The organism is Panacagrimonas perspica, assembly GCF_004364935.1.
GTDB classification, from domain to species: domain Bacteria; phylum Pseudomonadota; class Gammaproteobacteria; order Nevskiales; family Nevskiaceae; genus Panacagrimonas; species Panacagrimonas perspica.
On sequence record NZ_SOBT01000012.1, the window covers coordinates 166,904 to 190,107 of the forward strand.

Below are 23,204 nucleotides of genomic sequence, written 5' to 3' on the forward strand. Positions count from 1 at the left end.
CCCGTAGCCCGGGCGAAGCCCGGGGCTGCGCTCCGTGAACGAGGGGAACCCCGGGCTTCGCCCGGGCTACGGGTGCGAGGTTCGATCAGCCGGCGCGGAAGTCGCGCACGCCCACCGCCTTGCCGGTGTCGTCGCAGGTCTCGAGACGCACCGTGAAGCCCCACAGGCGCGACAGATGCCGCAGCACTTCCTCGGCTTCCGCCGCCAGCGGACGATTGCGATGACGCCGGTGCTGCACCGTCAGCGAACGGTCGCCGCGTCGGTCGTAGCGCGTGACCTGGATGTCGGGCACCGAGAAGTCGCGGTTGTACTGGCTGGCGAACAGGCGGCGCAGGCGCCGATAGCCCTGCTCGTTGTGGATGCTGTCCACCGTCAGGTGATCGTCGGTCTCGTGATCGGCCACCGCGAACAGATGGAACTCGCGGATCAGGCGCGGCGACAGGTACTGCGCGATGAAGGACTCGTCCTTGTAGTTGCGCATCGCGAAGTCGAGCACCTTCTGCCAGTCGCCTCCGGCGATGTCGGGGAACCACTCGCGGTCCTCGTCGGTGGGGTTTTCGCAGATGCGCCGGAGGTCGGTCATCATCGCGAAGCCCAGCGCGTAGGGATTCACGCCGCCGTAGCCGCGCTGGTCGAAACCGCGCTGCGTCACCACGTTGGTGTGCGACTGCAGGCACTCGAGCATGAAGCCCGCATCGACCAGACCTTTGTCGAACAGGCGATTGAGCAGGGTGTAGTGCCAGAACGTGGCCCAGCCTTCGTTCATGACCTTGGTCTGGCCCTGCGGATAGAAGTACTGCGCCATCTTGCGCGTGATGCGCACCAGCTCGCGCTGCCAGGGTTCGAGCTTGGGCGAATGCTTCTCGACGAAGTACAGGAGATTCTCCTGCGGTTCCGCCGGATACTGCGCCTCGCCGCCGCGACGCTCTCCCTTGCGCTTCTGCGGAACGGTGCGCCAGATGTCGTCGAAGCGCTTCCAGTTGTATTCCTCGCGCTCGCGCACGCGGTTCTGCTCTTCCTCGGCGGAGAGCTGCGGCGGCTGGCGGTAGCGGTCGATGCCATGGCTCATCAGCGCGTGGCAGGAGTCGAGCGTCTCCTCGACGGCCTGCGCGCCATGGCGTTCTTCGCACTCGAGGACGTAGCGGCGAGCGAACACCATGTAGTCGATGATCGAGTCGGCGTTGGTCCACTGCCGGAACAGGTAGTTTCCCTTGAAGAAGCTGTTGTGGCCGTAGCAGGCATGCGCGATGACCAGCGCCTGCATCGCCATCGTGTTCTCCTCCATCAGGTAGGAGATGCACGGGTTCGAGTTGATGACGATCTCGTAGGCCAGGCCGCGCGCGCCCTTGCGGTACGCATCCTCGTTGCGGATGAATTCCTTGCCGTAGCTCCAGTGCGGATAGCCGATCGGCAGGCCCACCGAGGCGTAGGCGTCGAGCATCTGCTCGCTGGCGATGATCTCGATCTGGTTGGGATAGGTGTCGAGCTTGAACTCGTTGTGCGCGATGTCCTTGATGGCCGCGTCGTAGCGCGCGATCAGGTCGAACGACCACTCGGCGCCGGTGGACAGGTAGCGAGGACCGCCGTCGGCACTCATGACGGCATCCCGCCGCGCAGGCAGAAAATGGTGGCGCTCATATGTTCGCCTCCTTCTTGAACAGCTCCCGCAGCACCGGGTAGACGTCGCCGCGCGAGGTGACGCTCTTCATCGCAAAGCGCGGGGACTCGATTCGCGCATATGCGTAGGACAGCGGGCTGGTGTGATCCGCGTCGTCCGGCACTTCGATGTAGGCGTAGTAGCGGCATAGCGGCAGGATCTGGTCGGCCAGCAGCGCGCGGCTCTTCTCGGGATCGGCGCCGAAGGCGTCGCCGTCAGAGACCTGCGCGCCATAGATGTTGTAGCCCGCCGGCGGGTAGCGTTCGGTGACGATCTCGTTCATCAGCTTGAGCGCCGACTGCACCACGGTGCCGCCGCTCTGCGCGTCGTGGAAGAAGCGCTGTTCGTCCACTTCCTCGGCGTTGTCCGTGTGGCGGATGAAGACGATCTCGACCTTCTCGTATTTGCGCGACAGGAACAGGTACAGCAGCGTGAAGAAGCGCTTGGCCAGATCCTTCTTCTCCTCGGTCATCGAGGCGGAAACGTCCATCAGGCAGAACATCACGGCGCGCGAGATCGGCTGCGGCACTTTCACGCGGTGACGGAAGCGCAGGTCGATCTCGTCCAGGAACGGCACACGCGCGATGCGGCTCTTCAGCGCCGCGATCTCGGTCTCGATCCCGGCGCGGACGACCAGATCGTCTTCCTTGGCCTCGGCGGCTTCGAGTGCCGCGATCTCCCGGTGCAGCGGAGCAGAGAGTGCAACGCGCCGCGCCATCGCGTTGCGCAGCGAACGCGGCACCGAAAGATTCGCCGGCACGCCGCTGGGCGTGTAGCCGGCCCGCTGCATCTTGAAATCCTTGATCTCGGTGACAAAGTTGCGCACCAGGTGCGGCAGCTCCAGGTCGTCGAAGAACAGGTTCATGAACTCTTCGCGCGACAGCGAGAACGTGAAGTCGTCCTGGCTGCCTTCACCGTCGCCTTCGCCCGAGCCACCGCCACCGCCGCCTTGGCTTTTGGGTCGCGGGATGCGATCACCCTTGTTGAACGAGTGATTGCCGGGGTGGACGTATTCGTGATCGCCGCCGGGGCCGTGGCGGAAACTCGGCTCCTTGATGTCGCGCGTCGGAATGGAGACTTCACCGCCCTTTTCCATGTCGGTGATGCCGCGCCGCGCGACGATGTCGCTGACGGCGCGCTTGATCTGCTCCTTGTAGCGGCGGATGAAGCGCGCGCGGTTCGCCGCGCTCTTGTTGCGATCGTTCAGACGCCGGTCGATGACGATGGACATGGGCGGCTAGACAAAGCGGACAGCGAAGCCCGGGGATCCCGGACGAGCGCTGTCCGAAGTACCGGTGGAGGTTTCCATGGCGGGGGCGCAGGACTCCTGTCGAGATTTCCCGGGACGAGTTCAGGCCGACTTGCGCACGCGCAGATACCACTCGCTCAACAGGCGAACCTGCTTCTCCGTGTAGCCCTTCGAGACCATGCGGCTGACGAAGTTCTCGTGCTTCTTCTTGTCCTCGTTGGAGGCCTTGGCGTTGAACGAGATCACCGGCAGCAGTTCCTCGGTGCTCGAGAACATCTTCTTCTCGATCACCTCGCGCAGCTTCTCGTAGCTGGTCCATCGCGGGTTCTTGCCGCTGTGCTGCGAGCGGGCGCGCAGCACGAAGTTGACGATCTCGTTGCGGAAATCCTTGGGGTTGGCGATGCCGGCCGGTTTTTCGATCTTCTCCAGTTCGGTGTTGAGCGAGGCGCGGTCGAACTGCTCGCCGGTTTCCGGGTCGCGGTAGTCCTCGTTCTGGATCCAGTAGTCCGCGAAGGTCACGTAGCGATCGAAGATGTTCTGGCCGTACTCGGAATAGCTCTCCAGGTACGAGGTCTGAATCTCCTTGCCGATGAACTCTGCGTAGCGCGGCGCCAGCCAGCCCTTGATGAACTCGAGGTAGCGACGCTGCGCGTCCTGCGGCAGCTGCTCGCGCAGGATGCGCTGCTCGAGCACGTACATCAGGTGCACCGGATTGGCCGCGACCTCGGTCTGGTCGTAATTGAACACCGAGGACAGCACCTTGTACGCAAAGCGCGTCGACGTGCCGGTCATGCCTTCGTCGACGCCGGCGTAGTCGCGATACTCCTGGAAGGATTTCGCCGACGGGTCGGTGTCCTTGAGGTTCTCGCCGTCGTAGATGCGCATCTTCGAGTAGATGCTGCTGTTCTCCGGCTCCTTCAGGCGCGTCAGCACCGAGAACTGCGCCATCATCTCCAGCGTGCCCGGCGCGCACGGCGCTTCGGCGAGCGAGCTGTTGCGCAGCAGCTTCTGGTAGATGTGCACTTCTTCCGAAAGCTGCAGGCAGTACGGCACCTTCACGATGTAGACGCGATCAAGGAAGGCTTCGTTGTGCTTGTTGTTGCGGAAACTCGTCCACTCGCTCTCGTTCGAGTGCGCCAGGATGATGCCGTTGAACGGAATCGCGCTGAAGCCTTCGGTACCCTTGAAGTTGCCTTCCTGGGTGGCCGTCAGCAGTGGATGCAGCATCTTGATCGGCGCCTTGAACATCTCGACGAACTCGAGCAGGCCCTGGTTGGCCAGGCACAGTCCGCCGGAGTAGCTGTACGCGTCGGGATCGTCCTGCGAGAACGCCTCGAGCTTGCGGATGTCGACCTTGCCCACCAGCGACGAGATGTCCTGGTTGTTCTCGTCGCCCGGCTCGGTCTTGGTGATCGCCACCTGCTTGAGCACCGAGGGCTGGACGCGCACCACCTTGAACTGGGTCAGGTCGCCTTCGAATTCGGCCAGTCGCTTGACGGCCCACGGAGACGCGATGCCCGACAGGTAGCGGCGCGGAATGCCGTACTCCTTCTCGAGGATCGGGCCGTCGCGGTCCGGGTTGAACAGGCCCAGCGGCGATTCGTTGATCGGCGAGCCTTCCAGCGCGTAGATCGGAAAGGCTTCCATCAGGCTCTTGAGCCGCTCGGCGATCGACGACTTGCCGCCGCCGACGGGGCCGAGCAGGTAGAGCACCTGCTTGCGCTCTTCGAGGCCCTGCGCGGCGTGCTTGAAGAACGCCACGACCTGGCCGATGACGTCCTCGAGCCCGAAGAACTCCTTGAACGCCGGGTAACGCCGGATGATGCGGTTGGAGAAGATGCGCGACAGGCGCGGATCATTGCGCGTGTCGACGACTTCGGGCTCACCGATCGCCGCGAGCATGCGCTCGGCGGGCGACGCGTAAGTCAGGGGATCCGTCTTGCAGAGGGTCAGGTAATCGAGGAGCGACATCTCCTCGTTGCGGCCCTTCAAGTACTGCTCTCGGTACGAGTCGAAGATGGTCATCGTTCGCGCCTCCTGGGGCTCGCGACAAGTGTTACTGCTGTTTTGTCCACGAGATTGAGCTTTGCACATTGTGTGCCGAAGCCTGAGCCGTTCGTCGGAAATCGAGCGCCGTAAAGCGACCGCCATTTCGATAAAACATTTACGCCGGCATCACGCACGTTCGCCGCGCTCCGTGCAAGTACAGATCATCGACCGCTGCGCGACCGCTTGGTTTCCGCGCAACACGAACTTCGCCGCGCTGCAAGCTGCGAATTCGCGATGCCGCGGCGTGGCGACTCCCTAGGATGAAGCGCGCCGCATCGCCCTTCGTCCCGCATCTCATGGTGTTTCAGCGCAACTACATCGCCGTGCCGCGGGACCTGGCCGCGGTCACGCAGATCGACCATGCGGCGGAGTGCGCGCCGCAGGAGGTCGGACTGGAGCGCGGCGCGATCGATGCGATCTGGTCGGCGGTCGAAGGTTTCTACCGTACGGCCACGCATCCTGCGATCACGATCATGCTGCGCAGGCAGGGGCGGGTGGTCATCAGTCGCGCGATCGGGCATGCGCGCGGCAACGAACCCGGCGCCGCAGGACGCCAATGGGTGCCCGCGACGCCGCAGACGCCGATCTGCCTGTTCTCCGCGTCGAAGGCGATCACGGCCCTGCTGGTGCACAAGCTGGTGGAGATGGGGCGGCTGTCGCTGGACGATCGGGTCGCGCAGCACATCCCCGAATACGCGCAGCGTGGCAAGGACCGCACGACGGTGCGCCAGCTTCTGTCGCATCGCGCCGGCATCCCGACGGTGCCGATCAAGGATCTCGACTACCGCGTCATCTACGACTGGGATGCCGTGATCGCGATGCTCTGCGCCGCCAAGCCGTTCGAGGCCACCGGCGAGAAGCAGGCCTACCACGCGATCACCGGCGGCTTCATCCTCGGCGAGCTGGTGCGACGGGTCGGCCGGATCGGGCTGCAGGATGCATTGCGGCAGTGGATCGCCGAGCCGCTCGGCTGCCGTTACATGACCTATGGCCTTGCGCCCCAGCATCGCGCCGTCGCGGCGCCGAACGTCTTCACCGGTCCGCGTCCGCCGTGGATGATCGATCTCGTCGCCCGACGCGTGCTCGGTGCCGGTTTTCGCGACGTCGTGCGCATCTCCAACGAAGAGGCCTTCCTGACGCAGCCGGTCCCGGCGGGCAACATCTTCGCGACCGCCGACGAGGCAGGGCGCGTGTTCCAGATGCTGCTCGACGGCGGTGTGTTTCGAGGCAACCGCATCTTCCAGCTGGATACCGTCGAAGAGATCGTGCGGCCGGTCGGCAAGCGCCAGTTCGACGGCATGCTGGTGATCCCCGTGCGCTTCTCTGCCGGCATGATGCTCGGCGACAGCCCGGTGGGCCTGTTCGGCCCGCGCAGCCGCGAGTCCTACGGGCACATCGGCTTCCTCAACGTCGTGTGCTGGGCGGACCCGGCGCGCGAGCTGTCGGTGGCGATCCTCAACAATGGCAAGTCGCTGGCGCCGTCGAGCCTGACGCGGCTGGCGCGCGTCATCAATACGATCTGCAAGGTATGTCCGCCGACGCGCTGATGGCGCCCGGATGTTCGCGGGTTCCCGTAGCCCGGACGAAGTCCGGGATCGCCGCCCGTTTTGCGAGGAAAGCCCCGGACTTCGTCCGGGCTACGGGGCGGGCCTGCCCGCGGCTTCGATCAGCGCCGGCGGATTGCGCAGCAGCCACCGCAGCCCTTCGTCCGTGTCCGGAAAGCCCGGTGCGGCCACCGTCGCGGCGACGCTCTCGGAGAACACGCGGCTGCCACTCAGGCGATCGAACTCGCGGATCAGGCCGGCGGCATCGATTCCCCACGGCTGGTAGCAGCAGTCCGAGTAGCGGCGGATCACGTCGGCCAGCCGGATGCCGCGCTGCTGCTGCAACTGCTGATCGACATGCAGGAAGTACGCGGCTCCGCCCCAGTAGATCGGGATATAGCCGCCAGCGGCGCCCTCACGACTGCGCTCGACCACGCTCGCCGTGCCCCTGGCCGCCGCCCGCGCTGCGCGGAATCGCTCCTCGTAGCGCGAAACCACCTGCGGCCAGGTGAGCACGCCGTCCGCGTACAGGATCGGGTACTGCAGGTAGCTCGCGATGCCCTCGGCGAACCAGCGGCTGTCCTCGCCCAGGTACGGGAAGAGCAGGTGCGAGAGTTCGTGCGGCGCCGTCCAGTCGCGGCGGAAGTCCGACCAGGGATAGTCGGTGTCCACATAGAAGTGGGCATGGCGGCCGCCGCCCTTGCGGGTTTCGCCCCAGGGCACGGCCTCGCTGCGATCCTCGCTGCGGTGGAAGTGAACGTCGAAGGTGCCGGGCGTTTGGCCGAACAGGGCGGCCATGCCATCCATGCTGTGCCGGATCCAGTCCGCGAGCCCGCTCTTCTCGGCCTCCGAGAACTCCGCGTCCCAGTGCCAGCGTGCGCCGGCCTGCGACGCGGTCGTGAAAAGGATCAGGCTGCTCAGCAGCAGGATGCGCAGGAGGCACTGACCGGCCGGCGCGCCGGACGTTCCGGCGCAAGCAGGGGCCATCGGGGGACTAGCGCGGATTGAACCCGCGCTCGCCGTTCTCGACGCTGGAGACCACGCCATCCTCGATTGTCACGACGCGCAGGAAGCGGTTGCTGCCGAAGTTGTAGACCCATTCCTCGCGGAACACTTCCACCGGGTAGTGCCCGCGCGACGTCGTGAAGCCGCCGTGGCGGCGCTGGTAGCGCGGTTTCAGGGCGTTGACGTAGCCGATGGTGCGACGCGTCAGCGGCTCGCCGCAGCTTGCGATCAGGCGGTACTTCGACAGGCCGTCGACGATGTCGTTGGAGGCGCAGCTGCGCGAACTGTCCGGTGGAAAGCCGTAGCCATCGGTCTGGATGTCGACGAGGCGTCCGTTGCGCAGCTTGAGCACCTGCAACAGCTGGTTGCGACCGAAGTTGTAGGTCCACTGCTCGGAGTCCGCGATCTCGCTCGCCGATGCGGGGCCGGGGTAGGAGTAGACGTCGCGGAAGTCCGGCGCGCCGCAGGCGGCGAGGATGTCCGCCGCGCGCGCCTCGACCGAAACGATGCGCGAGCCGCAGCGGATCGAGTCGCCCGCTTGGGCCACGGATCCCACGGCGAGCATCGCAATGGCGGCAAGCAGCGGACGCGCGAACATGGACGGCTTGGAACCGGAAGGACGAAACTGGGTCACATTGCGGCTCCCATCCTGAATCCTTCATGAGCTTTCGGCATCTCTGCATCCTGTTCCTGCTGCTGGTGCCGGCATCGGGCGCGTTCGCGCTTCCGGTGCAGGCCGACAACGTCGAGGCGGAGCTGATCGCCGAGAACCAGAGCTTCAAGGCCGGCGGCTACGACAACTGGGTGGCGCTGCGCCTGCGGCCCGATCCGGGCTGGCACGTGTACTGGCAGAACCCGGGCGATTCGGGAATCCCGACCTCGCTGAAATGGACGCTGCCGCCCGAGATTACGGCCGGCCCGATCGACTGGCCGTATCCGCATCGCGAGTCCCTGGGCGAGCTGACCAACTACGGCTACTCGGAAGAGACGCTGCACCTGGTGCCGATCCGCGTGAAGCGCGGTGATCGTGCCGAGCTCGCGGTCAAGGCGACGTGGCTGGTGTGCAAGGACATCTGCATCCCGGGTGAAGCCGAACTCAAGCTGTCGATGCCGGTGTCCGCGGCGCAGCCGCAGCCCGATGCGGCCTGGGCGAGCGCCTTCGCAAAGGCGCGCGCGCTGGTCCCGCGCGCGGCGCCGGACTGGGACGTGCGCTACTCGATCGTGCAGGGCGACTTCTCGATCTCGATCGAGGGCGCACAGTTCCCGCAGCGTGCGGAGGTTGAGTTCTTCCCGATTCCGAACGACCTGGTCGCGCACGCCGCCGAGCAGCGCGTGATCATCGATCCGAACAACGGCCTGCGGCTGAGCCAGCGGCTGTCCACCTACTTCGTCGAGGCGCCGGCCGATCTGCGGGGCGTGCTGGTGATCCACGAGGGGGATACGGCCAAGGCCTTCCAGGTGGATGCCAAACCCGGAGACGTGGCGATCGTGCCCGCGTCGATGCACGCCGAACTGCATGCGACGCCGGGCAAGGCGCGTGCGGCGGCGGCCGGCGCCGTCGCGGCCTCGATTCCGCTGATGCTGCTGTTCGCGCTGCTGGGCGGGCTGATCCTGAACCTGATGCCCTGCGTCTTCCCGGTGCTCGCGATGAAGGCGCTGTCGGTGCTCAAGACGCGCGACGCCACGGCGCAGGCCAATCGTGCGCATTCGCTGGCGTACACGGCCGGCGTGATCGCAAGCTTCGTCGCGCTCGCGGCGCTGCTGATGTCCCTGCGCGCCGGCGGGGCGGCCCTGGGCTGGGGTTTCCAGCTCCAGTCCCCGGGCTTCGTGTTCGCGCTGGCGGGCCTGATCTTCGCGATGGGCCTGTCGCTGTCGGGCGTCGCGCACTTCGGCGCGTCGTGGATGGGTGCGGGGCAGAACCTCGCCGCCAAGCCGGGGCTTGCGGGTTCGTTCTTCACTGGCGTGCTCGCGGTCGTCGTCGCCAGCCCCTGCACGGCGCCGTTCATGGCGCCGGCACTCGGCTTTGCGCTCGCACAACCCGCGTACGTGTCGCTGCTCGTGTTCGCCGTGCTGGGCCTGGGCCTGGCGCTGCCGTTCCTGCTGATCGGGTTCGCGCCGCGCCTGGCGACGCTGTTGCCGCGACCGGGCGCCTGGATGGAGACGTTCAAGCAGCTCATGGCTTTCCCGATGTACCTGACGGCGGTGTGGCTGCTGTGGGTGCTCGGCGGGCTGACGGATCGCGACGGCATGGCCGTGGCGCTGCTCGGGCTGGTGCTGGTGGCGCTCGCGCTGTGGGTTTGGGGGCGTTCGCGCAGCGGCGTCGGCCAGAGTGTCGCGCTGCTGTTGCTGTTCTGCGCCGGCCTGCTCGTGCTGCACCCGGCGTTGAAGGTTCCGACTCGGAACACCGACGTCTCCGAGGCGCGTGACGGCTGGGAGTCCTACAGCGACGCGCGCTTCGATGCGCTGCGCGCGGCCGGCCGCTCGGTGTTCGTCGATTTCACCGCGGACTGGTGCCTGACCTGCAAGGTCAACGAGCGCGGCGCGCTGCGCTCCGAGCGCGTGCGCGAGACCTTCCGCAAGCACGACGTGGCGCTGCTGGTGGGCGACTGGACGCGCGCCGATCCGGCAATCACGGCGGTGCTCGATCGCTATGGCCGCAGCGGCGTGCCGTTGTACCTGGCCTCGCAGGACGGCGCGGAACCGCAGGTTCTGCCGCAGGTCCTTACCCCCGACATCATCGCGACTGCGTTCGAGTAGGCGCAGCCGTCCTTATCCACTTCGAGGATCGATCCATGAGTCTTCTGCACAGCTTCAAGAGCGCCGGCCTCGCCGGCGTGGTGGCCCTGGCGATGAGCGGCGCGGCGCACGCCGTGCCCAAGGTCGGCGAGCCGGCGCCCGATTTCACGGCGCCCGGCGCCAATGGCAAGCCGGTGAAGCTGTCCGACCTGAAGGGCAAGTACGTGGTGCTGGAATGGACCAACGAGGGTTGCCCGTTCGTGCAGAAGCACTACAAGAGCGGAAACATGCAGGGGCTGCAGAAGGAATTCACCGGCAAGGACGTGGCCTGGATCACGGTGTTCTCATCCAGGGTCGGCGCGCAGGGTCACGTCGATGCCGAGGGCGCCAAGAAATTCCAGGCCGACTTCAAGACCGCGTCCACCGCGATGGTGCTGGATGACGCGGGCACGATCGGCAAGCTCTACGACGCCAAGACCACGCCGAACATGTTCGTCGTCGACCCGGCCGGCAAGCTGATCTACTCGGGCGCCATCGACGATACGCCCAGCGCCGATGCCGCCGACATCCCGAAGTCGAAGAACCTCGTGCAGCTCGCGCTCAACGAGTCGATGGCGGGCAAGCCGGTGACCACGCCGGTCACCAAGCCCTACGGCTGCAGCGTCAAGTACTGAGCCTTACCGGGACGGCGCGTCGCGACGGCGCGCCGCTTCCCGCAAAATGAGGGTCCTCGCCTTCGGGAACCTTCGATGACCTACAACACCCTGCTGTGGCAGGTGGAGCAGGGCGTGCTGACGCTCACGCTCAACCGCCCGGCCAACATGAACGCGTTCACCGTCGAGATGGCCGACGAGCTGGTCGACGCGTTCCAGCGCGCCAGCCGCGACGACGCGGTGCGCTGCATCGTGGTCACCGGTTCGGGCAAGGCCTTCTGCGCCGGCATGGACCTGTCGATTCCCGGCAACGTGTTCGGGCTCGACGAGTCGCTGCAGCCGACGATGGACGACATGCAGCGCCGGCTCGAAGATCCGGACATCCACCGTGGCGTTCGCGACACCGGCGGGCGCGTGACGCTCGCCATCTTCGCCTGCACCAAGCCGGTGATCGGCGCGATCAACGGCGCGGCGGTGGGCATCGGCGCCACGATGACCTTGGCGATGGACTTCCGGCTCGCGTCCGAGAAGGCGCGCATCGGTTTCGTGTTCGGCAAGCTCGGCATCGTGCCGGAGGCCTGTTCGAGCTGGTTCCTGCCGCGCATCGTCGGCATCCAGACGGCGCTGGAGTGGACGTACAGCGCCGACATCCTCGACGCGCAGACCGCCAAGGACGGCGGGCTGGTGAAGGCGGTCTACGCGCCGGACCAGCTCTTGCCCGAGGCCTACAAGCTCGCGCATCGCTTCGTCGACGGAAAATCGCCGGTGGCGATCGCGCTGACGCGCCAGATGATGTATCGCAATTCGGCGCAGCCGCACCCGCTGGAGGCGCATCGCGTGGACTCGCTGGCGATGTTCTACACCAGCATCCAGGATGGGAAGGAAGGCGTGAAATCCTTCCTCGAGAAGCGTCCGGCCGAGTTCAAGGGTTCGACCAACTCGATGCCGCCGTTCTTCCCCTGGTAAGCGGTTCGCCCACCTTTTTCATTCGCTACGGAGTCGACGTGAAAGCCATCGTCTGCAAGGAATTCGGTCCGCCCGAAAAGCTGGTCTACGAAGACCTGCCGCTGCGTGCGCCAGGTGCCACCGAGGTGCGCATCAAGGTACAGGCCGCCGGCGTGAATTTTCCCGACGTGCTGATCATCCAGAACAAGTACCAGTTCAAGGGCACGCCGCCGTTCGCGCCGGGTGGTGAAGTCTGCGGGACGATCGCGGAAGTCGGCGCCAAGGTGACGAAGTGGAAGGTGGGCGACCGCGTGGCCGCGATGACCTTGCAGGGCGGGTTCGCCGAGGAATGCATCGCGCCGGCCGCCGTGTGCGAGTCTGTGCCCGACAGCATGAGTTCGTCGATCGCAGCGGCGTTCCATCTGGTTTACGGCACCGTCATCCACGCGCTGAAGGATCGCGGCCAGCTGCAGCCCGGCGAGACGCTGCTGGTCCTGGGCGCGTCCGGTGGCGTGGGCATGGGCGCGATCCAGCTCGGCAAGATCATGGGCGCGCGCGTGATCGCCGCGGCCAGCTCGCCGGAGAAGCTCGCGTTCTGCAAGCAGCTCGGCGCCGACGAGGTCATCGACTATTCGAAGGAGTCGCTGAAGGACGCGGTGAAGAAGCTCACCGGTGGCAACGGCGCCGACGTCATCTTCGATCCGGTCGGTGGCCAGTACGCGCAGGACTCCTTTTCGTGCATCAACTGGAAAGGCCGTCATCTGGTGATCGGCTTCGCTTCTGGTCCGATCCCCGAGATCGCGCTCAATCGCCTGCTGCTGAAGGGTTGCGCCTCGCTCGGCGTGTTCTGGGGTTCATTCATCCAGCGCGAGCCGGAAGCGCAGGCCGCCAACGTGCGCCAGCTCTACGACTGGTTCGAGCAAGGCAAGCTCAAGCCGCTGGTGTCGCGCGAATACCCGTTGTCGCAGGGCGCGCAGGCGCTGCGCGACATGGCGGACCGCAAGGTGGCGGGCAAGGTCGTGCTCGTCGTCTGACGACGCGCGACCGTGCCGCTGGAATCGATACGATCGAGGAGCAAGCCGTGCAAGTAACGCGTCTGAGCGTGGTCGGTGGTCTGGTGGTGCTGCTCGCGGCATGCGCGGCGCGAGGTCCGCGCATGCAGGAGGTCGGCGAGAACTCCTACATGGTGACGATCGACGCCGCGGAGGTCCCCGACGGCAAGAAGGTCGCGCGCCGCGAGGCGATGCAGGTGGCCGAGGCGCATTGCGTGGCGCTGGGCCAGCACGCGCTGCCGACCCATCTCACCAGCGGGATCTCGGACTTCATGCAGGGCGGCGAGGTGGAGCTCAACTTCCGCTGCCAGAAAGAGGAATACACCGGGCCCTGAAGCCGGTTCGCGAAGGCCGGGCGAAGTCGAGGATTGCGCTGTCCGGCGGAGGGGCTTCCCCGGACTTCGTCCGGGCTACGGTTAGGCTTCGGCGGCGAAATCCTGAGGATGCCGGGGCTTGATGGTCCGGTAGAACGCCTGGATCTGCGCGAGATCCGCTTCGTAGTTTCCGCTCGGGCGAATCAGCGGGCCGGTGCCGACCCGCCTGCGCTCGTAGTCGATGTAGGCCAGCAGGATCGGCGCGCCCGACGCCATTGCGATCCGGTAGAACCCGCTCTTCCAGATCGGCGCGCGCGAGCGCGTGCCCTCCGGCGCCACGCCGACGAACAGGCGCGGCTTGGACGCAAAGAGGTCGGCGGTCTGCTCGACGATGCCGCGCGCGGCGTCGCGACGGATCGGCACGCCGCCCAGCGCCGTCAGCAAACCGCGGAAAGGCCAGCGGAACAGGCTGTCCTTGGCAAAGAAATTGACGCGGATGCCGAGCGCCAGGATCGCGGCCACGGCGAGGATGCCATCCCAGTTCGAGGTATGCGGCGCGGCGGTGATGACCAGGTGAGGCTCGTCGTGCGGCAGTTGCACGTCCATCTTCCAGCCCAGAAGCCTCAGCACGCCGGCGCCGAGGACCCGCGTGAACGCCGAGCCCCAGCGCGGCGCCATGCCCAGATCGTTCATGCGCGATTCCCTGTGTCGTTGTTGTTCTGTCTCGCCCCGCGGCGATTCTAGGGAAGGCCGCAGGGGCCGTGACGTTGGGCAGACGCCCATCGGGCTTCGCTGCGGCCGGGTTGGCCGCCGCCCCGGTGCCTGTCCGGACCGCTGCCGGCAGGTGTGACAAAGGGTCGTACATGAGGGCGACGACGGCTGCCCTCGCACATCGAGGCGGCTGCGGTCGCGACCCAGTCCGTATAATCCCGGCCCGCTCGTGAAGGCCCCGCAGTCGATCCCGGATGTCGTCCCCCCCGAAGCTCTACGTGCTCACGCACGGTTGCCAGATGAACGAGTACGACTCGGTCAAGATGGCCGACGTGCTCGCCAAGTCGCACGGCTACGAGCGCACTCAGAACGCGGACGAGGCGGACCTGCTGCTGCTCAACACCTGCTCGGTGCGTGAAAAAGCGCAGGAGAAAGTCTTCTCCGAGCTGGGGCGCTGGAAGCAGTGGAAGGACGCCGATCCCCGGCGCCTGATCGGCGTCGGCGGCTGCGTCGCCAGCCAGGAAGGCGAGGCCATCGCGCGCCGTGCGCCGATCGTCGACCTCGTGTTCGGTCCGCAGACGCTGCACCGGCTCCCGGCGTTGCTCGAGACACGGCGCGAGACATCGCGCCCGAGCATCGACGTCAGCTTTCCGGAGATCGAGAAGTTCGACGCCTTGCCGGCGCCGCGTGCCGAAGGTCCGACCGCCTTCGTGTCGATCATGGAAGGCTGCTCCAAGTACTGCTCGTTCTGCGTGGTGCCGTACACGCGCGGCACCGAGATCAGCCGGCCGCTGGATTCGGTGCTGGTCGAGATCGCACAGCTTGCCGAGCAGGGCGTGCGTGAAGTGACCTTGCTGGGCCAGAACGTGAACGCCTACCGCGGCACGATGGGCGACTCGGCCGAGACCTGCGATCTGGCGCTGCTGATCCATTACGTCGCGCGCATCCCGGGCATCGAGCGCATCCGTTTCACGACTTCGCATCCGGCGGAATTCACCGATGCGCTGGCCGACGCGTTCATCGAAGAGCCGAAGCTTGCGTCCTACCTGCACCTGCCGGTGCAGTCGGGCAGCGATCGCATCCTGGGCATGATGAAGCGCGGCTACACGCGCGCCGCCTACCTGCAGAAGATCGCCCGCGTGCGCGCCGCGCGCCCGGGACTGTCGCTGTCCTCGGATTTCATCGTGGGTTTCCCGGGCGAAACCGACGACGATTTCGCGCAGACCATCGCGCTGATCGACGAGATCGGCTTTGATTGCGCGTTCTCGTTCGTGTACTCGCCGCGTCCCGGAACACCCGCCGCCAACCTGCGTGACGGGGTGCCGGCCGAGATCAAGCAGGCGCGCCTGCACCGGCTGCAGGAACGTATCCGCCACTTCGATGATCGCTTCCGCGAAAGCTTCGTCGGCACCACGCAGTCTGTGCTGGTCGAGCGGCCTTCGCGGCGCGGCGGCGGCCAGATGGCGGGCCGCGTGTCGGCCAACCGGGTCGTCAATTTCGACGGCCCCGATTCTCTCGTCGGCCACTTCGCCGACGTCCTCATCACGGAGTCCGCGGCCAACTCGCTGCGCGGCCGCCTGCTCGCTTGAGCCCTGTCCGGACTCCGCCATGAAAGACCGCGCCGAAATCACCGACCTTGCACTGGAGCCCGACGATCACGCGCGCATCGCGAACGTGGCCGGTGCGTTCGACGAGCACCTGCGACAGATCGAGCTGCGCCTGGGCATCGAGGTGCGCAATCGCGGCAACCGTTTCCGCCTCGTGGGCAATGCGGTGGATCGTGCGCGCGGAGAAGCGGTGCTGCGCGGCCTGTTCGATCAGAGCGCGAACGCGGTGATCACGTCGGAAGATGTGCACCTGGCGCTGCTCGAGCACACCGGCGAGCGCCGACGTCCGGACGACGACGCGCAGCCGGCCGAGCACGGTGAGATCGTCGTTCGCACCAAGCGCGGCGTCGTGCGCGGACGTGGCGTGCTGCAGAAGCAGTACCTGAAGAACATCGCGTCGCACGATCTTTCCTTCGGCATCGGTCCGGCCGGTACTGGCAAGACCTATCTGGCCGTCGCCAGCGCCGTGCAGGCGCTCGAAAAGGACCGCGTGCGCCGCATCGTGCTGACGCGCCCGGCGGTCGAGGCGGGCGAGAAGCTGGGTTTCCTGCCGGGTGACATGACGCAGAAGGTCGATCCTTACCTGCGCCCGCTGTACGACGCGCTGTACGAGATGCTCGGCTTCGAACGCGTGGCGCGGCTGATCGAGCGCGCGGTCATCGAAGTGGCGCCGCTGGCTTTCATGCGCGGCCGCACCCTTAACGAGTCCTTCATCATCCTCGACGAAGCTCAGAACACCACGCAGGAACAGATGAAGATGTTTCTGACCCGTATCGGTTTCGGCAGCGTCGCGGTGGTGACCGGCGACGTCACCCAGATCGACCTTCCGCGGCACGAGATGAGCGGCCTCAAGCACGCGATGAAGGTGCTCGACGGCGTCAAGGCCATCAGCTTCGCGCACTTCCGCAAGGAAGACGTGGTGCGCCACCCGCTGGTGCAGGCGATCGTCCACGCCTACGAGCTGCACGAAGCGCAGCAGCCGGCCCGTCCCGCTTGAGCGAGATCCTGATCCAGCGCCGGATCGATCCGACGGGCGTGCCGGCTGCCTCGAGCCTGCGGCTATGGGCCAATACGGCCCTCGGGCGCATCGCCGGGGACATCACGATCCGCATCGTCGACGAGGCGGAGAGCCAGGAACTCAACCGGCGCTACCGCGGCAAGGACAAGTCGACCAACGTCCTGTCCTTTCCCTACGACGGCGACATGCTCGACGTGCCGATCCTGGGGGATATCGTCATCTGTGGGCCGGTGGTGGCGCTGGAAGCCGAACAGCAGGGCAAGGAGCCCCGCGCCCACTGGGCGCACCTGGTGGTGCATGGTTGCCTGCATCTTCTGGGTTACGATCATGTCCAGGAGAGCGAGGCCGAGGTCATGGAGGCCTGCGAACGGAAGATACTGGCGGGGATGGGATTCGCGGATCCCTACGCCATCACCGCGAGTACCAGGGCGCGCAAGCGCAAACGGCCGGCATGAGCGAAGACGCGACAGCGGAAGGCAGAAGTGGTCCCAACGTGAATCGCTGGGTCCAGCGCATGGTGCGCAGGTTCGGGGGTGGTCCGCGCACGCGCGAAGACCTGCTGTCGCTGCTGCGCGAGGCGCGCAACCTCCAGCTGATGGATGCCGACGCCCTGACGATGTTCCAGGGAATTCTGGGGACCTCCGAAACCCAGGTGCGCGACATCATGGTGCCGCGTGCACAGATCAGTTTCGTCGAGCGCGCCTGGCCACTGAACAAGCTGATCGAGACCGTGGTGGAGTCCGGCCACTCGCGCTTCCCGGTGACCGGCGACACGCGTGACGAGATCGTCGGCATCCTGCTCGCCAAGGACCTGCTTCGCTTCACGTCGACGTCCACGGAGACGTTCGACCTCGCGCGCTGGCTGCGGCCGGTGCAGTTCGTGCCGGAATCCAAGCGCGTCAACGTGCTGCTCAAGGACTTCAAGCGCGGCCGCAACCACATGGCGATCGTCGTCGACGAATACGGCGGCGTCGCCGGGCTGGTCACCATCGAGGACGTGCTCGAGCAGATCGTCGGCGACATCGACGACGAGCATGACGAGGCCGAAGGCGCGCACATCCTCAAGCAGGACGAGCGCCGCTTCCTGGTCGCGGCGCTGACGCCGCTCGAGGAATTCAATGAATACTTCGGCGCGGAGTTTCCGACCAGCGAGTTCGACACCATCGGTGGATTCGTCACGCAGCGTTTCGGCCACATGCCCAAGCGCGGCGAGAGCCTGCGCGTGGAGAAATTCAACTTCAACGTGCAGCGCGCCGACAGCCGCCGCGTGCAGATGCTGCAGGTGACGCTGGCACCGGGCTGAAGCCCGGCGCGGTACGTCGTTTCCGTCGCGATGACGAGGCGGCCCGCCACAGCCATGCAACCGCCCGTCCTGTTTCCATCCGAAGCCCGCCCGTGCTCTCCAGGAAGCGCTCATCCGCAGCGCCCCGCATGAAGACCCTCTCCTCCACGTTGCTCCGTTTCGATCGCCTGCTCGCACCGCTGCTCGGAGCGATGGCGACGCTGGGTTTCGCGCCGATCTCGTTCTGGCCGGCCCCGGTCGTCGCGCTGGCGGCGCTGTTCGCGCTGTGTTCGCAGCGGAGCTGGAAGCGCACGGCGCTGCTGGGCTGGCTCTTCGGCGTGGCCCACTTCGCGACCGGCGTGTACTGGGTGTTCATCAGCACGCACGTCTACGGCGGGGCTCCGCTGTGGCTGGGCCTGGCGCTCGCCACGGTGCTGTTCTCATTTCTCGCGCTGTATCCGGCGTTGGTGTGCGGATGCGCCACCGTCCTGCAGAGCTGGCGCCGCGCATCGGGATGGATCGTCGTCCCCGCGCTGTGGATGCTGTCCGAACTGTTGCGCGGCTGGGTCTACAGCGGCTTTCCGTGGCTTTCGCTCGGTTACGTTGCGCTGGACATGCCCGCGCAGCGCTTCGCGCCGGTGATCGGCGTCCATGGCCTGTCGTTCCTGTTCGCGCTGAGTGCGTATGCGCTGTACCGCAGCCTGGGAGCGCAAGGCGCGATGCGGCCGCTGGCGCTGGGTGCGGCGCTGCTTCCGCTGACCGGCACCCTGATGCCGTCGCCACTGACGTGGACCGCGGACGCCGCTGCGCCGCTGCGCGTGGCGATCGTGCAGGGCAACGTGCCGCAGGATCAGAAATGGGATCAGGGCCGCGGCAAGGAGATCCTCGAGCGCTATCGGGCGATGACGCTGGCCGCGGATGCGGATCTGGTCGCCTGGCCGGAAGTCGTGCCCAACCGGCCGCTGGATCTGCTCGGCGATTACTTCGACAAGCTCGACGAGGAAACGCGGGCGCAGGGCGCCGCGCTGCTGGCGGGTGTCCTGATCCGCGGCGAGGACGACGACACCATCTTCAACAGCATCCTGGCGCTGGGTGCCGCACAGGGACGCTACGACAAGCGCCATCTCGTGCCGTTCGGCGAATACTTTCCGATCCCGGCGTGGCTGCGGCCGATCATGGATGTGCTGGGCACGCCGTATTCGGACTTCAGTGCCGATGGACCACGACGCGAACCCGTCGTCGTTCACGGTCAGCGTCTGGGCATCTCGATCTGTTTCGAGGACGTCTTCGGTGCCGAGTTCGCGCGCGAGTCGCGCGATGCCCGCGTGCTGGTCAACGCCACCAACGACGCCTGGTTCGCGCATTCGTCGGCACCGCACCAGCACCTCGACATCGCGCGTTTTCGCGCACTCGAAAACGGACGCTGGCTCGTGCGTGCAACCAACACCGGCATCTCCGCGCTGATCGGTCCGGATGGACACGTCTTCGCGCGCTCGCGCCAATACCAGACCGAGCTCATGCGCGGCGAAGTCGTGCCGCGCTCGGGCCTGACGCCGTACGCGCGCTGGCGCGACACGCCGCTGTGGTTCCTCGGCGTGGCGGTCGTGCTCGCGGGTCTCGTCCTTCGCGTGAGAAAGCGCGCGAACAAAACCGCGTAAGCACGACGTAAGAAAGAAAGTCTTCAGCCCGCAGTCAGATTGCAAACGAATACTCCTGCTCGCCGACGCAAGTTCGGTCACACCTCAACGGAGAGCAAGAACATGAAGCGCGAGTTGATCGCGGCCATCGCCGCATGCGGTTTCGCGGCGCCTGCCCTGGCAGCAACCGGCAACAATTACGTCGACGGCTATTTCTATCTGTCTGACATCGATGTCGGGCCGGCGGATGACGATGGTGTCGGCGTCGGCGTGAAGGGCGGATTCCAGGTTGCCGATCAGGTCTATCTGACCGGCGAGTACCAGACCGTCGAATACGACGATTTCAACGTCGACCTCGATCAGCTGCGTCTGGGTGCGGGCTTCGGTCCCGGCATGGGCACCAAGGGCCAGGGCCTCTACGGCCGCGCCGAGTACGTGAAGTTCGACATCGACAGCGAAGACGACAGCGGCATCGGTGGCCACGTCGGCTACGCGCTGCCGTTGTCGGACCAGTTCCGTCTGCACGGTGAAGTCGGCTACCTGCTGCTCGACGACAGCGATGGCCCCGAACTGGCGATCGGCGGTACGTATCGCGTGGCGCAGAACTTCGGCATCTTCGCGGACTACCGTGCGAGCTTCCTCGACGGCGACCACGGCGGTGATCTCGACATCAGCGATCTGCGCATCGGTGCGCGGTTCTACTTCTGATGCATCGGTCGTAACGCTTCAAGAAAAAGGCCCCGCTCGCGGGGCCTTTTTTTCGCGCGACATTGCGTGCGCCCGATGACGGCTCTCCCGCTCGGGGCGCGCTCACCCGATCCAACCACGCGGCGAGCCGCGATCTTCACGCCAGCTCCGGGCGCATGCGCGCGCTGCTGCGGATCGACCGGGTAGAGCGGCAGTGCAGGATGGCGCTCGTCGAGATAGCGCGCGATGCGCGTGCTGTCCTGGATATGGCGGCCATCGATATCCAGCACCGGCACCGTGCCGACGTTGCTCAGGCGTCCGACCCTGGCAGCGAGCAAACCGTGGCCGGGACGCGTGTGCGCCGGTCGAGTTCCTGCACCCCAAATGCGGCCACAAGCTCCGCCCGCTGACGGTGTGCTCCGATTGCCGTGAGCCCATGGAAGCACGAGCGATCACGCCGAGCGTGGGGCCGGGCCTGCGAGCACGACAAGCGCCATCTGCCGAGGCGGCCCGCCATTCGGAACAGGGCGCGGAGCGCATCGGCACGCCGCGGAAAATTCAGTCTTAATTCAGAGCGCGGGCATAGACTTCGGCAGGTCGGGAACATCCCGACCACACTCTGGGGTAACACACATGAACAAGTTCTCACTGCCGGCTGCGGCGCTGCTGGCGCTCGCAACTTCCTCGACGTTCGCGGCGAGCCTGAACACCGGACTGGGCGTTGACGCCGCTGTCAATGTCAACGCGCCGACCAAGACGCAGGTCGAAGCGGATGCGAAGGCCAAGGCCAAGGCAGAAGGCGATGCGCAGGCTCAGCAGGCCAAGGATGCTGCTGCTTCAAAGGCGGGCGTCGACGCCAGCGTCGGTGCGGGCGCCAACGCGGAAGCGGGTTCGGCGATGGAGCACGGTGCGGCGAAGGCCGGTGAAGCCAAGGCTGCCGTCGGCGCCGGACTGGGTGCCGGTGCGGCTGCGGGTTCGAGCGCGGTTTCGGGCGGCAAGGCTGCCGTCGGCGCGGGCGTGGATGCCGGCGTCGAGGTCGGCAACAAGACCGGCGCCGCCGTGAAGGACGGCGCGCATGCGGCCGGCGACGCCGGCAAGAAGGCGGCGAAGAAGACGAAGAAGGCCGTCGGCGGCGTGACCGATGGCGTGAAGAGCGGCGTCGGTGGCGTGCTCGGTGCGGGCGCCAGCGTCGGTGCGGGCGTCAACGCCGGTGGTTCGGCGAACGGCGGCTCCGCAGGGGCCTCGGCCAACGTCGGTGTCGACGCGGGCGCCAAGAAGGAATAAGCAGCGCGACGTGCAAACAAAAGGCCGGGCAATCGCCCGGCCTTTTTTGTTGCGTGCTTCGAGACTCAGATCATCGCGGCAATGTCCTTGCCGATCGACGCCGGGGTATCGGTGGGCGCGTAACGCTTCACGACCTTGCCGGACTTGTCCACGAGGAACTTGGTGAAGTTCCATTTGATGAAGTCCATGCCGAGCAGGCCGCCCTGCTCGTTCTTCAGATACTTGTACAGCGGATGCGCGTCGTCGCCATTGACCTTGATCTTCGCGAACATCGGGAAGCTGACGTCGTAGTTGAGCGAGCAGAAGTTCTTGATCTCGTCCTCGTCGCCCGGCTCCTGGTGACCGAACTGGTCGCAGGGGAAACCGAGAATCACCAGGCCCTTGTCCTTGTATTCGCGGTACAGCGCTTCGAGGCCCTTGTACTGCGGCGTGAAGCCGCATTTGCTGGCCACGTTCACCACCAGCAGCATCTTGCCCTTGTAACTGGCAAGGCTCTGCTCGCTGCCGTCGATGCCGGTTGCCGCGAAGTCATAGACGCCCATGGCCCGCTCCTGATGAGACTGATCGGTGAAAATCAGTATCCCAGCTTTCGCGGCAGGGAAACCAGCCCGAAGACCTTGTTCTGCACCAGCGTGCGCAACGGCTCGTAGATCGGGACGAGATAACGCGGCGGCATGTCGTCGAGATCCTTCGGCAATTGCGCGTTTGGCACGTCGCCGATGCTGCGTTCGCCTTCCGGGGCAATCGGGAGAACGAGCTGGGCCGGTGAGCCGACGAGGCGGTAGAACTGCAGGGTAGAGAACACAGCCGCCTTGCGACCGCGCGTGTACAGACCCGAACCGCTGAGCTTGGCGCCGCCGACGAACGATCCGTCGCCGGTCTTGGCGTAAGCCACGATGATCAGCATCGACAGGCGGTTCTGGCTGATGATGCCGTCGAACTCGCGCTGGAACGTCGGCGCGAAGGACTGGCCATTCCAGCTGTCCTGCCAGGTGTTGGACGCTTGGCGCAGGGCGCCGGTCGAGGCGACGGTCACCGGCTGGTATGGCGTCTTGGCGAGCAGCGCCTTGCGCAGTTCTTCGGTCACATAGCCGTTGAGGTCGAACTGCGTGGTGTAGCTCTGCTGCTTGCTGCCGAAGGTGCCCGAGTTGACGTGCTGCAGCTCGTTGCCGAGCAGGCTCATGATGCCGACGCGACCTGCCATCGGCGCCATCGGCGCATTCGGATTGGCGGTGCCCTTTGCGCGCGACGCGGCAGACGAAGACGGGCCTCCGGCGTTGGCGCGGGCCTCGGCCGCAGCGCGGCGCGGATCGTTGCCCAGGATGCGATTTTCTTCCTCGAAGCCACGTCGCTTTTCGGGCGTCTCGGCGGGGCGGGGCAGCTCGTCGCGAAGGGGCTCCGAAGAGATCTCGAACGGCGGCGGTGCATCGCCGGACGTGCTGACCGCGTTCTCCGGCATGGGGAGACGGTCCGGCTCTTCGGACGACTTCTTGTCGAACGTGGAACAGCTAGCCAGCAGCACGACCAGGGCAACCCAGATCCCACGAAAACTCATCGCAATTCTCCTCCGAGGTACGGTATTCGGACCTTCAGGTCCTTATGTTCACATTCTGATGCAAACCCATCGGAGACCATACGCTGGCGGCCGGGCGGCGCGACTTTCCCGACGAGGAGATTCTGGTGTCAGGTTGGGGGCCGACCGATCGTTCCGGACGTCCAGCCGGTCGGCGCCGGCCGTAGCCCGGGATGGCGGTCGCGGCCTGAGCGCCCCGGA

21 protein-coding genes and 1 pseudogene are annotated in these 23,204 nt (G+C 66.2%); 13 read left to right on the plus strand and 9 right to left on the minus strand.

Annotation, left to right across the window (positions count from 1 at the left end; all coding sequences use genetic code 11):
• Nucleotides 1–85: 85 nt before the first annotated feature.
• The 3 genes from DFR24_RS22370 to DFR24_RS22380 all read right to left on the minus strand — a co-directional run bounded on the left by DFR24_RS22370 (nt 86) and on the right by DFR24_RS22380 (nt 4,931).
• Complete coding sequence (locus DFR24_RS22370; RefSeq protein WP_133883687.1) at nt 86–1,597, minus strand: SpoVR family protein; 1,512 nt, start codon at nt 1,595–1,597, stop codon at nt 86–88.
• Nucleotides 1,598–1,634: 37 nt separating this feature from the next.
• Nucleotides 1,635–2,888 (minus strand): YeaH/YhbH family protein, encoded by a 1,254-nt coding sequence (locus DFR24_RS22375; RefSeq protein WP_133883688.1) that lies wholly within the window; start codon nt 2,886–2,888, stop codon nt 1,635–1,637.
• A 120-nt stretch (nt 2,889–3,008) separates the two neighbouring features.
• The gene (locus DFR24_RS22380; RefSeq protein ID WP_133883689.1) at nt 3,009–4,931 is read right to left on the minus strand and encodes a PrkA family serine protein kinase; all 1,923 of its coding nucleotides are present in this window, start codon (nt 4,929–4,931) and stop codon (nt 3,009–3,011) included.
• A gap of 284 nt (nt 4,932–5,215) precedes the next feature.
• Between DFR24_RS22380 and DFR24_RS22385 the strand changes: the two genes are divergently transcribed.
• Complete coding sequence (locus DFR24_RS22385; protein ID WP_133883690.1) at nt 5,216–6,502, plus strand: serine hydrolase domain-containing protein; 1,287 nt, start codon at nt 5,216–5,218, stop codon at nt 6,500–6,502.
• A 90-nt stretch (nt 6,503–6,592) separates the two neighbouring features.
• On the opposite strand, the gene DFR24_RS22390 is transcribed toward DFR24_RS22385, so the two are convergent.
• Both DFR24_RS22390 and DFR24_RS22395 read right to left on the minus strand, forming a co-directional pair.
• Entirely contained in the window at nt 6,593–7,486 is an 894-nt protein-coding gene (locus DFR24_RS22390) for a hypothetical protein (RefSeq protein ID WP_133883691.1), read from the minus strand.
• Between the two features lie 7 nt (nt 7,487–7,493).
• A complete protein-coding gene (locus tag DFR24_RS22395; RefSeq protein ID WP_133883692.1) occupies nt 7,494–8,102 on the minus strand; it encodes a DUF2845 domain-containing protein in 609 nt (202 codons plus the stop codon).
• 62 nt (nt 8,103–8,164) lie between these two features.
• Here DFR24_RS22395 and DFR24_RS22400 point away from each other — a divergent pair, with 62 nt between their 5' ends.
• The 5 genes from DFR24_RS22400 (at nt 8,165) to DFR24_RS22420 (ending at nt 13,225) form a co-directional block, all read left to right on the plus strand.
• A complete protein-coding gene (locus DFR24_RS22400; protein ID WP_133883693.1) occupies nt 8,165–10,261 on the plus strand; it encodes a protein-disulfide reductase DsbD family protein in 2,097 nt (698 codons plus the stop codon).
• Nucleotides 10,262–10,296: 35 nt separating this feature from the next.
• Complete coding sequence (locus DFR24_RS22405) at nt 10,297–10,914, plus strand: thioredoxin family protein (RefSeq protein ID WP_133883694.1); 618 nt, start codon at nt 10,297–10,299, stop codon at nt 10,912–10,914.
• Nucleotides 10,915–10,989: 75 nt separating this feature from the next.
• Entirely contained in the window at nt 10,990–11,859 is an 870-nt protein-coding gene (locus DFR24_RS22410) for a crotonase/enoyl-CoA hydratase family protein (protein WP_133883695.1), read from the plus strand.
• A gap of 38 nt (nt 11,860–11,897) precedes the next feature.
• Nucleotides 11,898–12,872 carry an NADPH:quinone oxidoreductase family protein gene (locus DFR24_RS22415; protein WP_133883696.1) on the plus strand — a complete coding sequence of 325 codons (975 nt, stop codon included), beginning with the start codon at nt 11,898–11,900 and terminating at the stop codon, nt 12,870–12,872.
• A 47-nt stretch (nt 12,873–12,919) separates the two neighbouring features.
• Nucleotides 12,920–13,225: a hypothetical protein gene (locus DFR24_RS22420; RefSeq protein WP_133883697.1), complete on the plus strand. Its 306-nt coding sequence runs from the start codon at nt 12,920–12,922 to the stop codon at nt 13,223–13,225.
• Between the two features lie 81 nt (nt 13,226–13,306).
• On the opposite strand, the gene DFR24_RS22425 is transcribed toward DFR24_RS22420, so the two are convergent.
• Nucleotides 13,307–13,897 (minus strand): lysophospholipid acyltransferase family protein, encoded by a 591-nt coding sequence (locus DFR24_RS22425; protein ID WP_133883698.1) that lies wholly within the window; start codon nt 13,895–13,897, stop codon nt 13,307–13,309.
• Nucleotides 13,898–14,169: 272 nt separating this feature from the next.
• Between DFR24_RS22425 and miaB the strand changes: the two genes are divergently transcribed.
• From miaB to DFR24_RS22455, 6 genes are all read left to right on the plus strand, one after another.
• Nucleotides 14,170–15,504: a tRNA (N6-isopentenyl adenosine(37)-C2)-methylthiotransferase MiaB gene (miaB, locus tag DFR24_RS22430; protein ID WP_133883699.1), complete on the plus strand. Its 1,335-nt coding sequence runs from the start codon at nt 14,170–14,172 to the stop codon at nt 15,502–15,504.
• Nucleotides 15,505–15,523: 19 nt separating this feature from the next.
• A complete protein-coding gene (locus tag DFR24_RS22435) occupies nt 15,524–16,519 on the plus strand; it encodes a PhoH family protein (protein ID WP_133883700.1) in 996 nt (331 codons plus the stop codon).
• Nucleotides 16,516–16,995, plus strand: a complete 480-nt coding sequence (gene ybeY / locus DFR24_RS22440; protein WP_133883701.1) for an rRNA maturation RNase YbeY — start codon at nt 16,516–16,518, stop codon at nt 16,993–16,995. The genes DFR24_RS22435 and ybeY overlap by 4 nt, the downstream gene beginning before the upstream one ends.
• Nucleotides 16,992–17,843: an HlyC/CorC family transporter gene (locus DFR24_RS22445; RefSeq protein ID WP_133883702.1), complete on the plus strand. Its 852-nt coding sequence runs from the start codon at nt 16,992–16,994 to the stop codon at nt 17,841–17,843. Before ybeY ends, DFR24_RS22445 begins: the two co-directional genes overlap by 4 nt.
• A 128-nt stretch (nt 17,844–17,971) precedes the next feature.
• Nucleotides 17,972–19,480, plus strand: coding sequence for an apolipoprotein N-acyltransferase (lnt, locus tag DFR24_RS22450; protein WP_133883703.1), 1,509 nt, complete (start codon nt 17,972–17,974; stop codon nt 19,478–19,480).
• Between the two features lie 102 nt (nt 19,481–19,582).
• Nucleotides 19,583–20,167, plus strand: a complete 585-nt coding sequence (locus DFR24_RS22455; RefSeq protein WP_133883704.1) for an outer membrane beta-barrel protein — start codon at nt 19,583–19,585, stop codon at nt 20,165–20,167.
• 155 nt (nt 20,168–20,322) lie between these two features.
• Here DFR24_RS22455 and DFR24_RS25445 read toward each other — a convergent pair.
• Nucleotides 20,323–20,487: pseudogene (locus DFR24_RS25445) on the minus strand (glutathione S-transferase family protein); the annotation flags it as partial.
• 292 nt (nt 20,488–20,779) lie between these two features.
• On the opposite strand from DFR24_RS25445, the gene DFR24_RS22465 reads away from it, so the two are divergent.
• Entirely contained in the window at nt 20,780–21,430 is a 651-nt protein-coding gene (locus DFR24_RS22465; RefSeq protein ID WP_133883706.1) for a hypothetical protein, read from the plus strand.
• A gap of 65 nt (nt 21,431–21,495) precedes the next feature.
• On the opposite strand, the gene DFR24_RS22470 is transcribed toward DFR24_RS22465, so the two are convergent.
• Both DFR24_RS22470 and DFR24_RS22475 read right to left on the minus strand, forming a co-directional pair.
• Complete coding sequence (locus DFR24_RS22470; RefSeq protein ID WP_133883707.1) at nt 21,496–21,972, minus strand: glutathione peroxidase; 477 nt, start codon at nt 21,970–21,972, stop codon at nt 21,496–21,498.
• A 32-nt stretch (nt 21,973–22,004) separates the two neighbouring features.
• Complete coding sequence (locus tag DFR24_RS22475; protein ID WP_133883708.1) at nt 22,005–22,985, minus strand: hypothetical protein; 981 nt, start codon at nt 22,983–22,985, stop codon at nt 22,005–22,007.
• Nucleotides 22,986–23,204: the final 219 nt, after the last annotated feature.

Coding starts and splice junctions, on each gene's coding strand:
- DFR24_RS22390 (WP_133883691.1), bottom strand. CDS start 7,486: ATGGCCCCTGCTTGCGCCGGAACGTCCGGCGCGCCGGCCGGTCAGTGC.
- DFR24_RS22405 (WP_133883694.1), top strand. CDS start 10,297: ATGAGTCTTCTGCACAGCTTCAAGAGCGCCGGCCTCGCCGGCGTGGTG.
- DFR24_RS22400 (WP_133883693.1), top strand. CDS start 8,165: ATGAGCTTTCGGCATCTCTGCATCCTGTTCCTGCTGCTGGTGCCGGCA.
- lnt (WP_133883703.1), top strand. CDS start 17,972: ATGAAGACCCTCTCCTCCACGTTGCTCCGTTTCGATCGCCTGCTCGCA.
- DFR24_RS22425 (WP_133883698.1), bottom strand. CDS start 13,897: ATGAACGATCTGGGCATGGCGCCGCGCTGGGGCTCGGCGTTCACGCGG.
- miaB (WP_133883699.1), top strand. CDS start 14,170: ATGTCGTCCCCCCCGAAGCTCTACGTGCTCACGCACGGTTGCCAGATG.
- DFR24_RS22445 (WP_133883702.1), top strand. CDS start 16,992: ATGAGCGAAGACGCGACAGCGGAAGGCAGAAGTGGTCCCAACGTGAAT.
- DFR24_RS22375 (WP_133883688.1), bottom strand. CDS start 2,888: ATGTCCATCGTCATCGACCGGCGTCTGAACGATCGCAACAAGAGCGCG.
- DFR24_RS22370 (WP_133883687.1), bottom strand. CDS start 1,597: ATGAGTGCCGACGGCGGTCCTCGCTACCTGTCCACCGGCGCCGAGTGG.
- DFR24_RS22380 (WP_133883689.1), bottom strand. CDS start 4,931: ATGACCATCTTCGACTCGTACCGAGAGCAGTACTTGAAGGGCCGCAAC.
- DFR24_RS22470 (WP_133883707.1), bottom strand. CDS start 21,972: ATGGGCGTCTATGACTTCGCGGCAACCGGCATCGACGGCAGCGAGCAG.
- DFR24_RS22395 (WP_133883692.1), bottom strand. CDS start 8,102: ATGTTCGCGCGTCCGCTGCTTGCCGCCATTGCGATGCTCGCCGTGGGA.
- DFR24_RS22385 (WP_133883690.1), top strand. CDS start 5,216: ATGAAGCGCGCCGCATCGCCCTTCGTCCCGCATCTCATGGTGTTTCAG.
- DFR24_RS22435 (WP_133883700.1), top strand. CDS start 15,524: ATGAAAGACCGCGCCGAAATCACCGACCTTGCACTGGAGCCCGACGAT.
- DFR24_RS22465 (WP_133883706.1), top strand. CDS start 20,780: ATGAACAAGTTCTCACTGCCGGCTGCGGCGCTGCTGGCGCTCGCAACT.
- DFR24_RS22410 (WP_133883695.1), top strand. CDS start 10,990: ATGACCTACAACACCCTGCTGTGGCAGGTGGAGCAGGGCGTGCTGACG.
- DFR24_RS22475 (WP_133883708.1), bottom strand. CDS start 22,985: ATGAGTTTTCGTGGGATCTGGGTTGCCCTGGTCGTGCTGCTGGCTAGC.
- DFR24_RS22455 (WP_133883704.1), top strand. CDS start 19,583: ATGAAGCGCGAGTTGATCGCGGCCATCGCCGCATGCGGTTTCGCGGCG.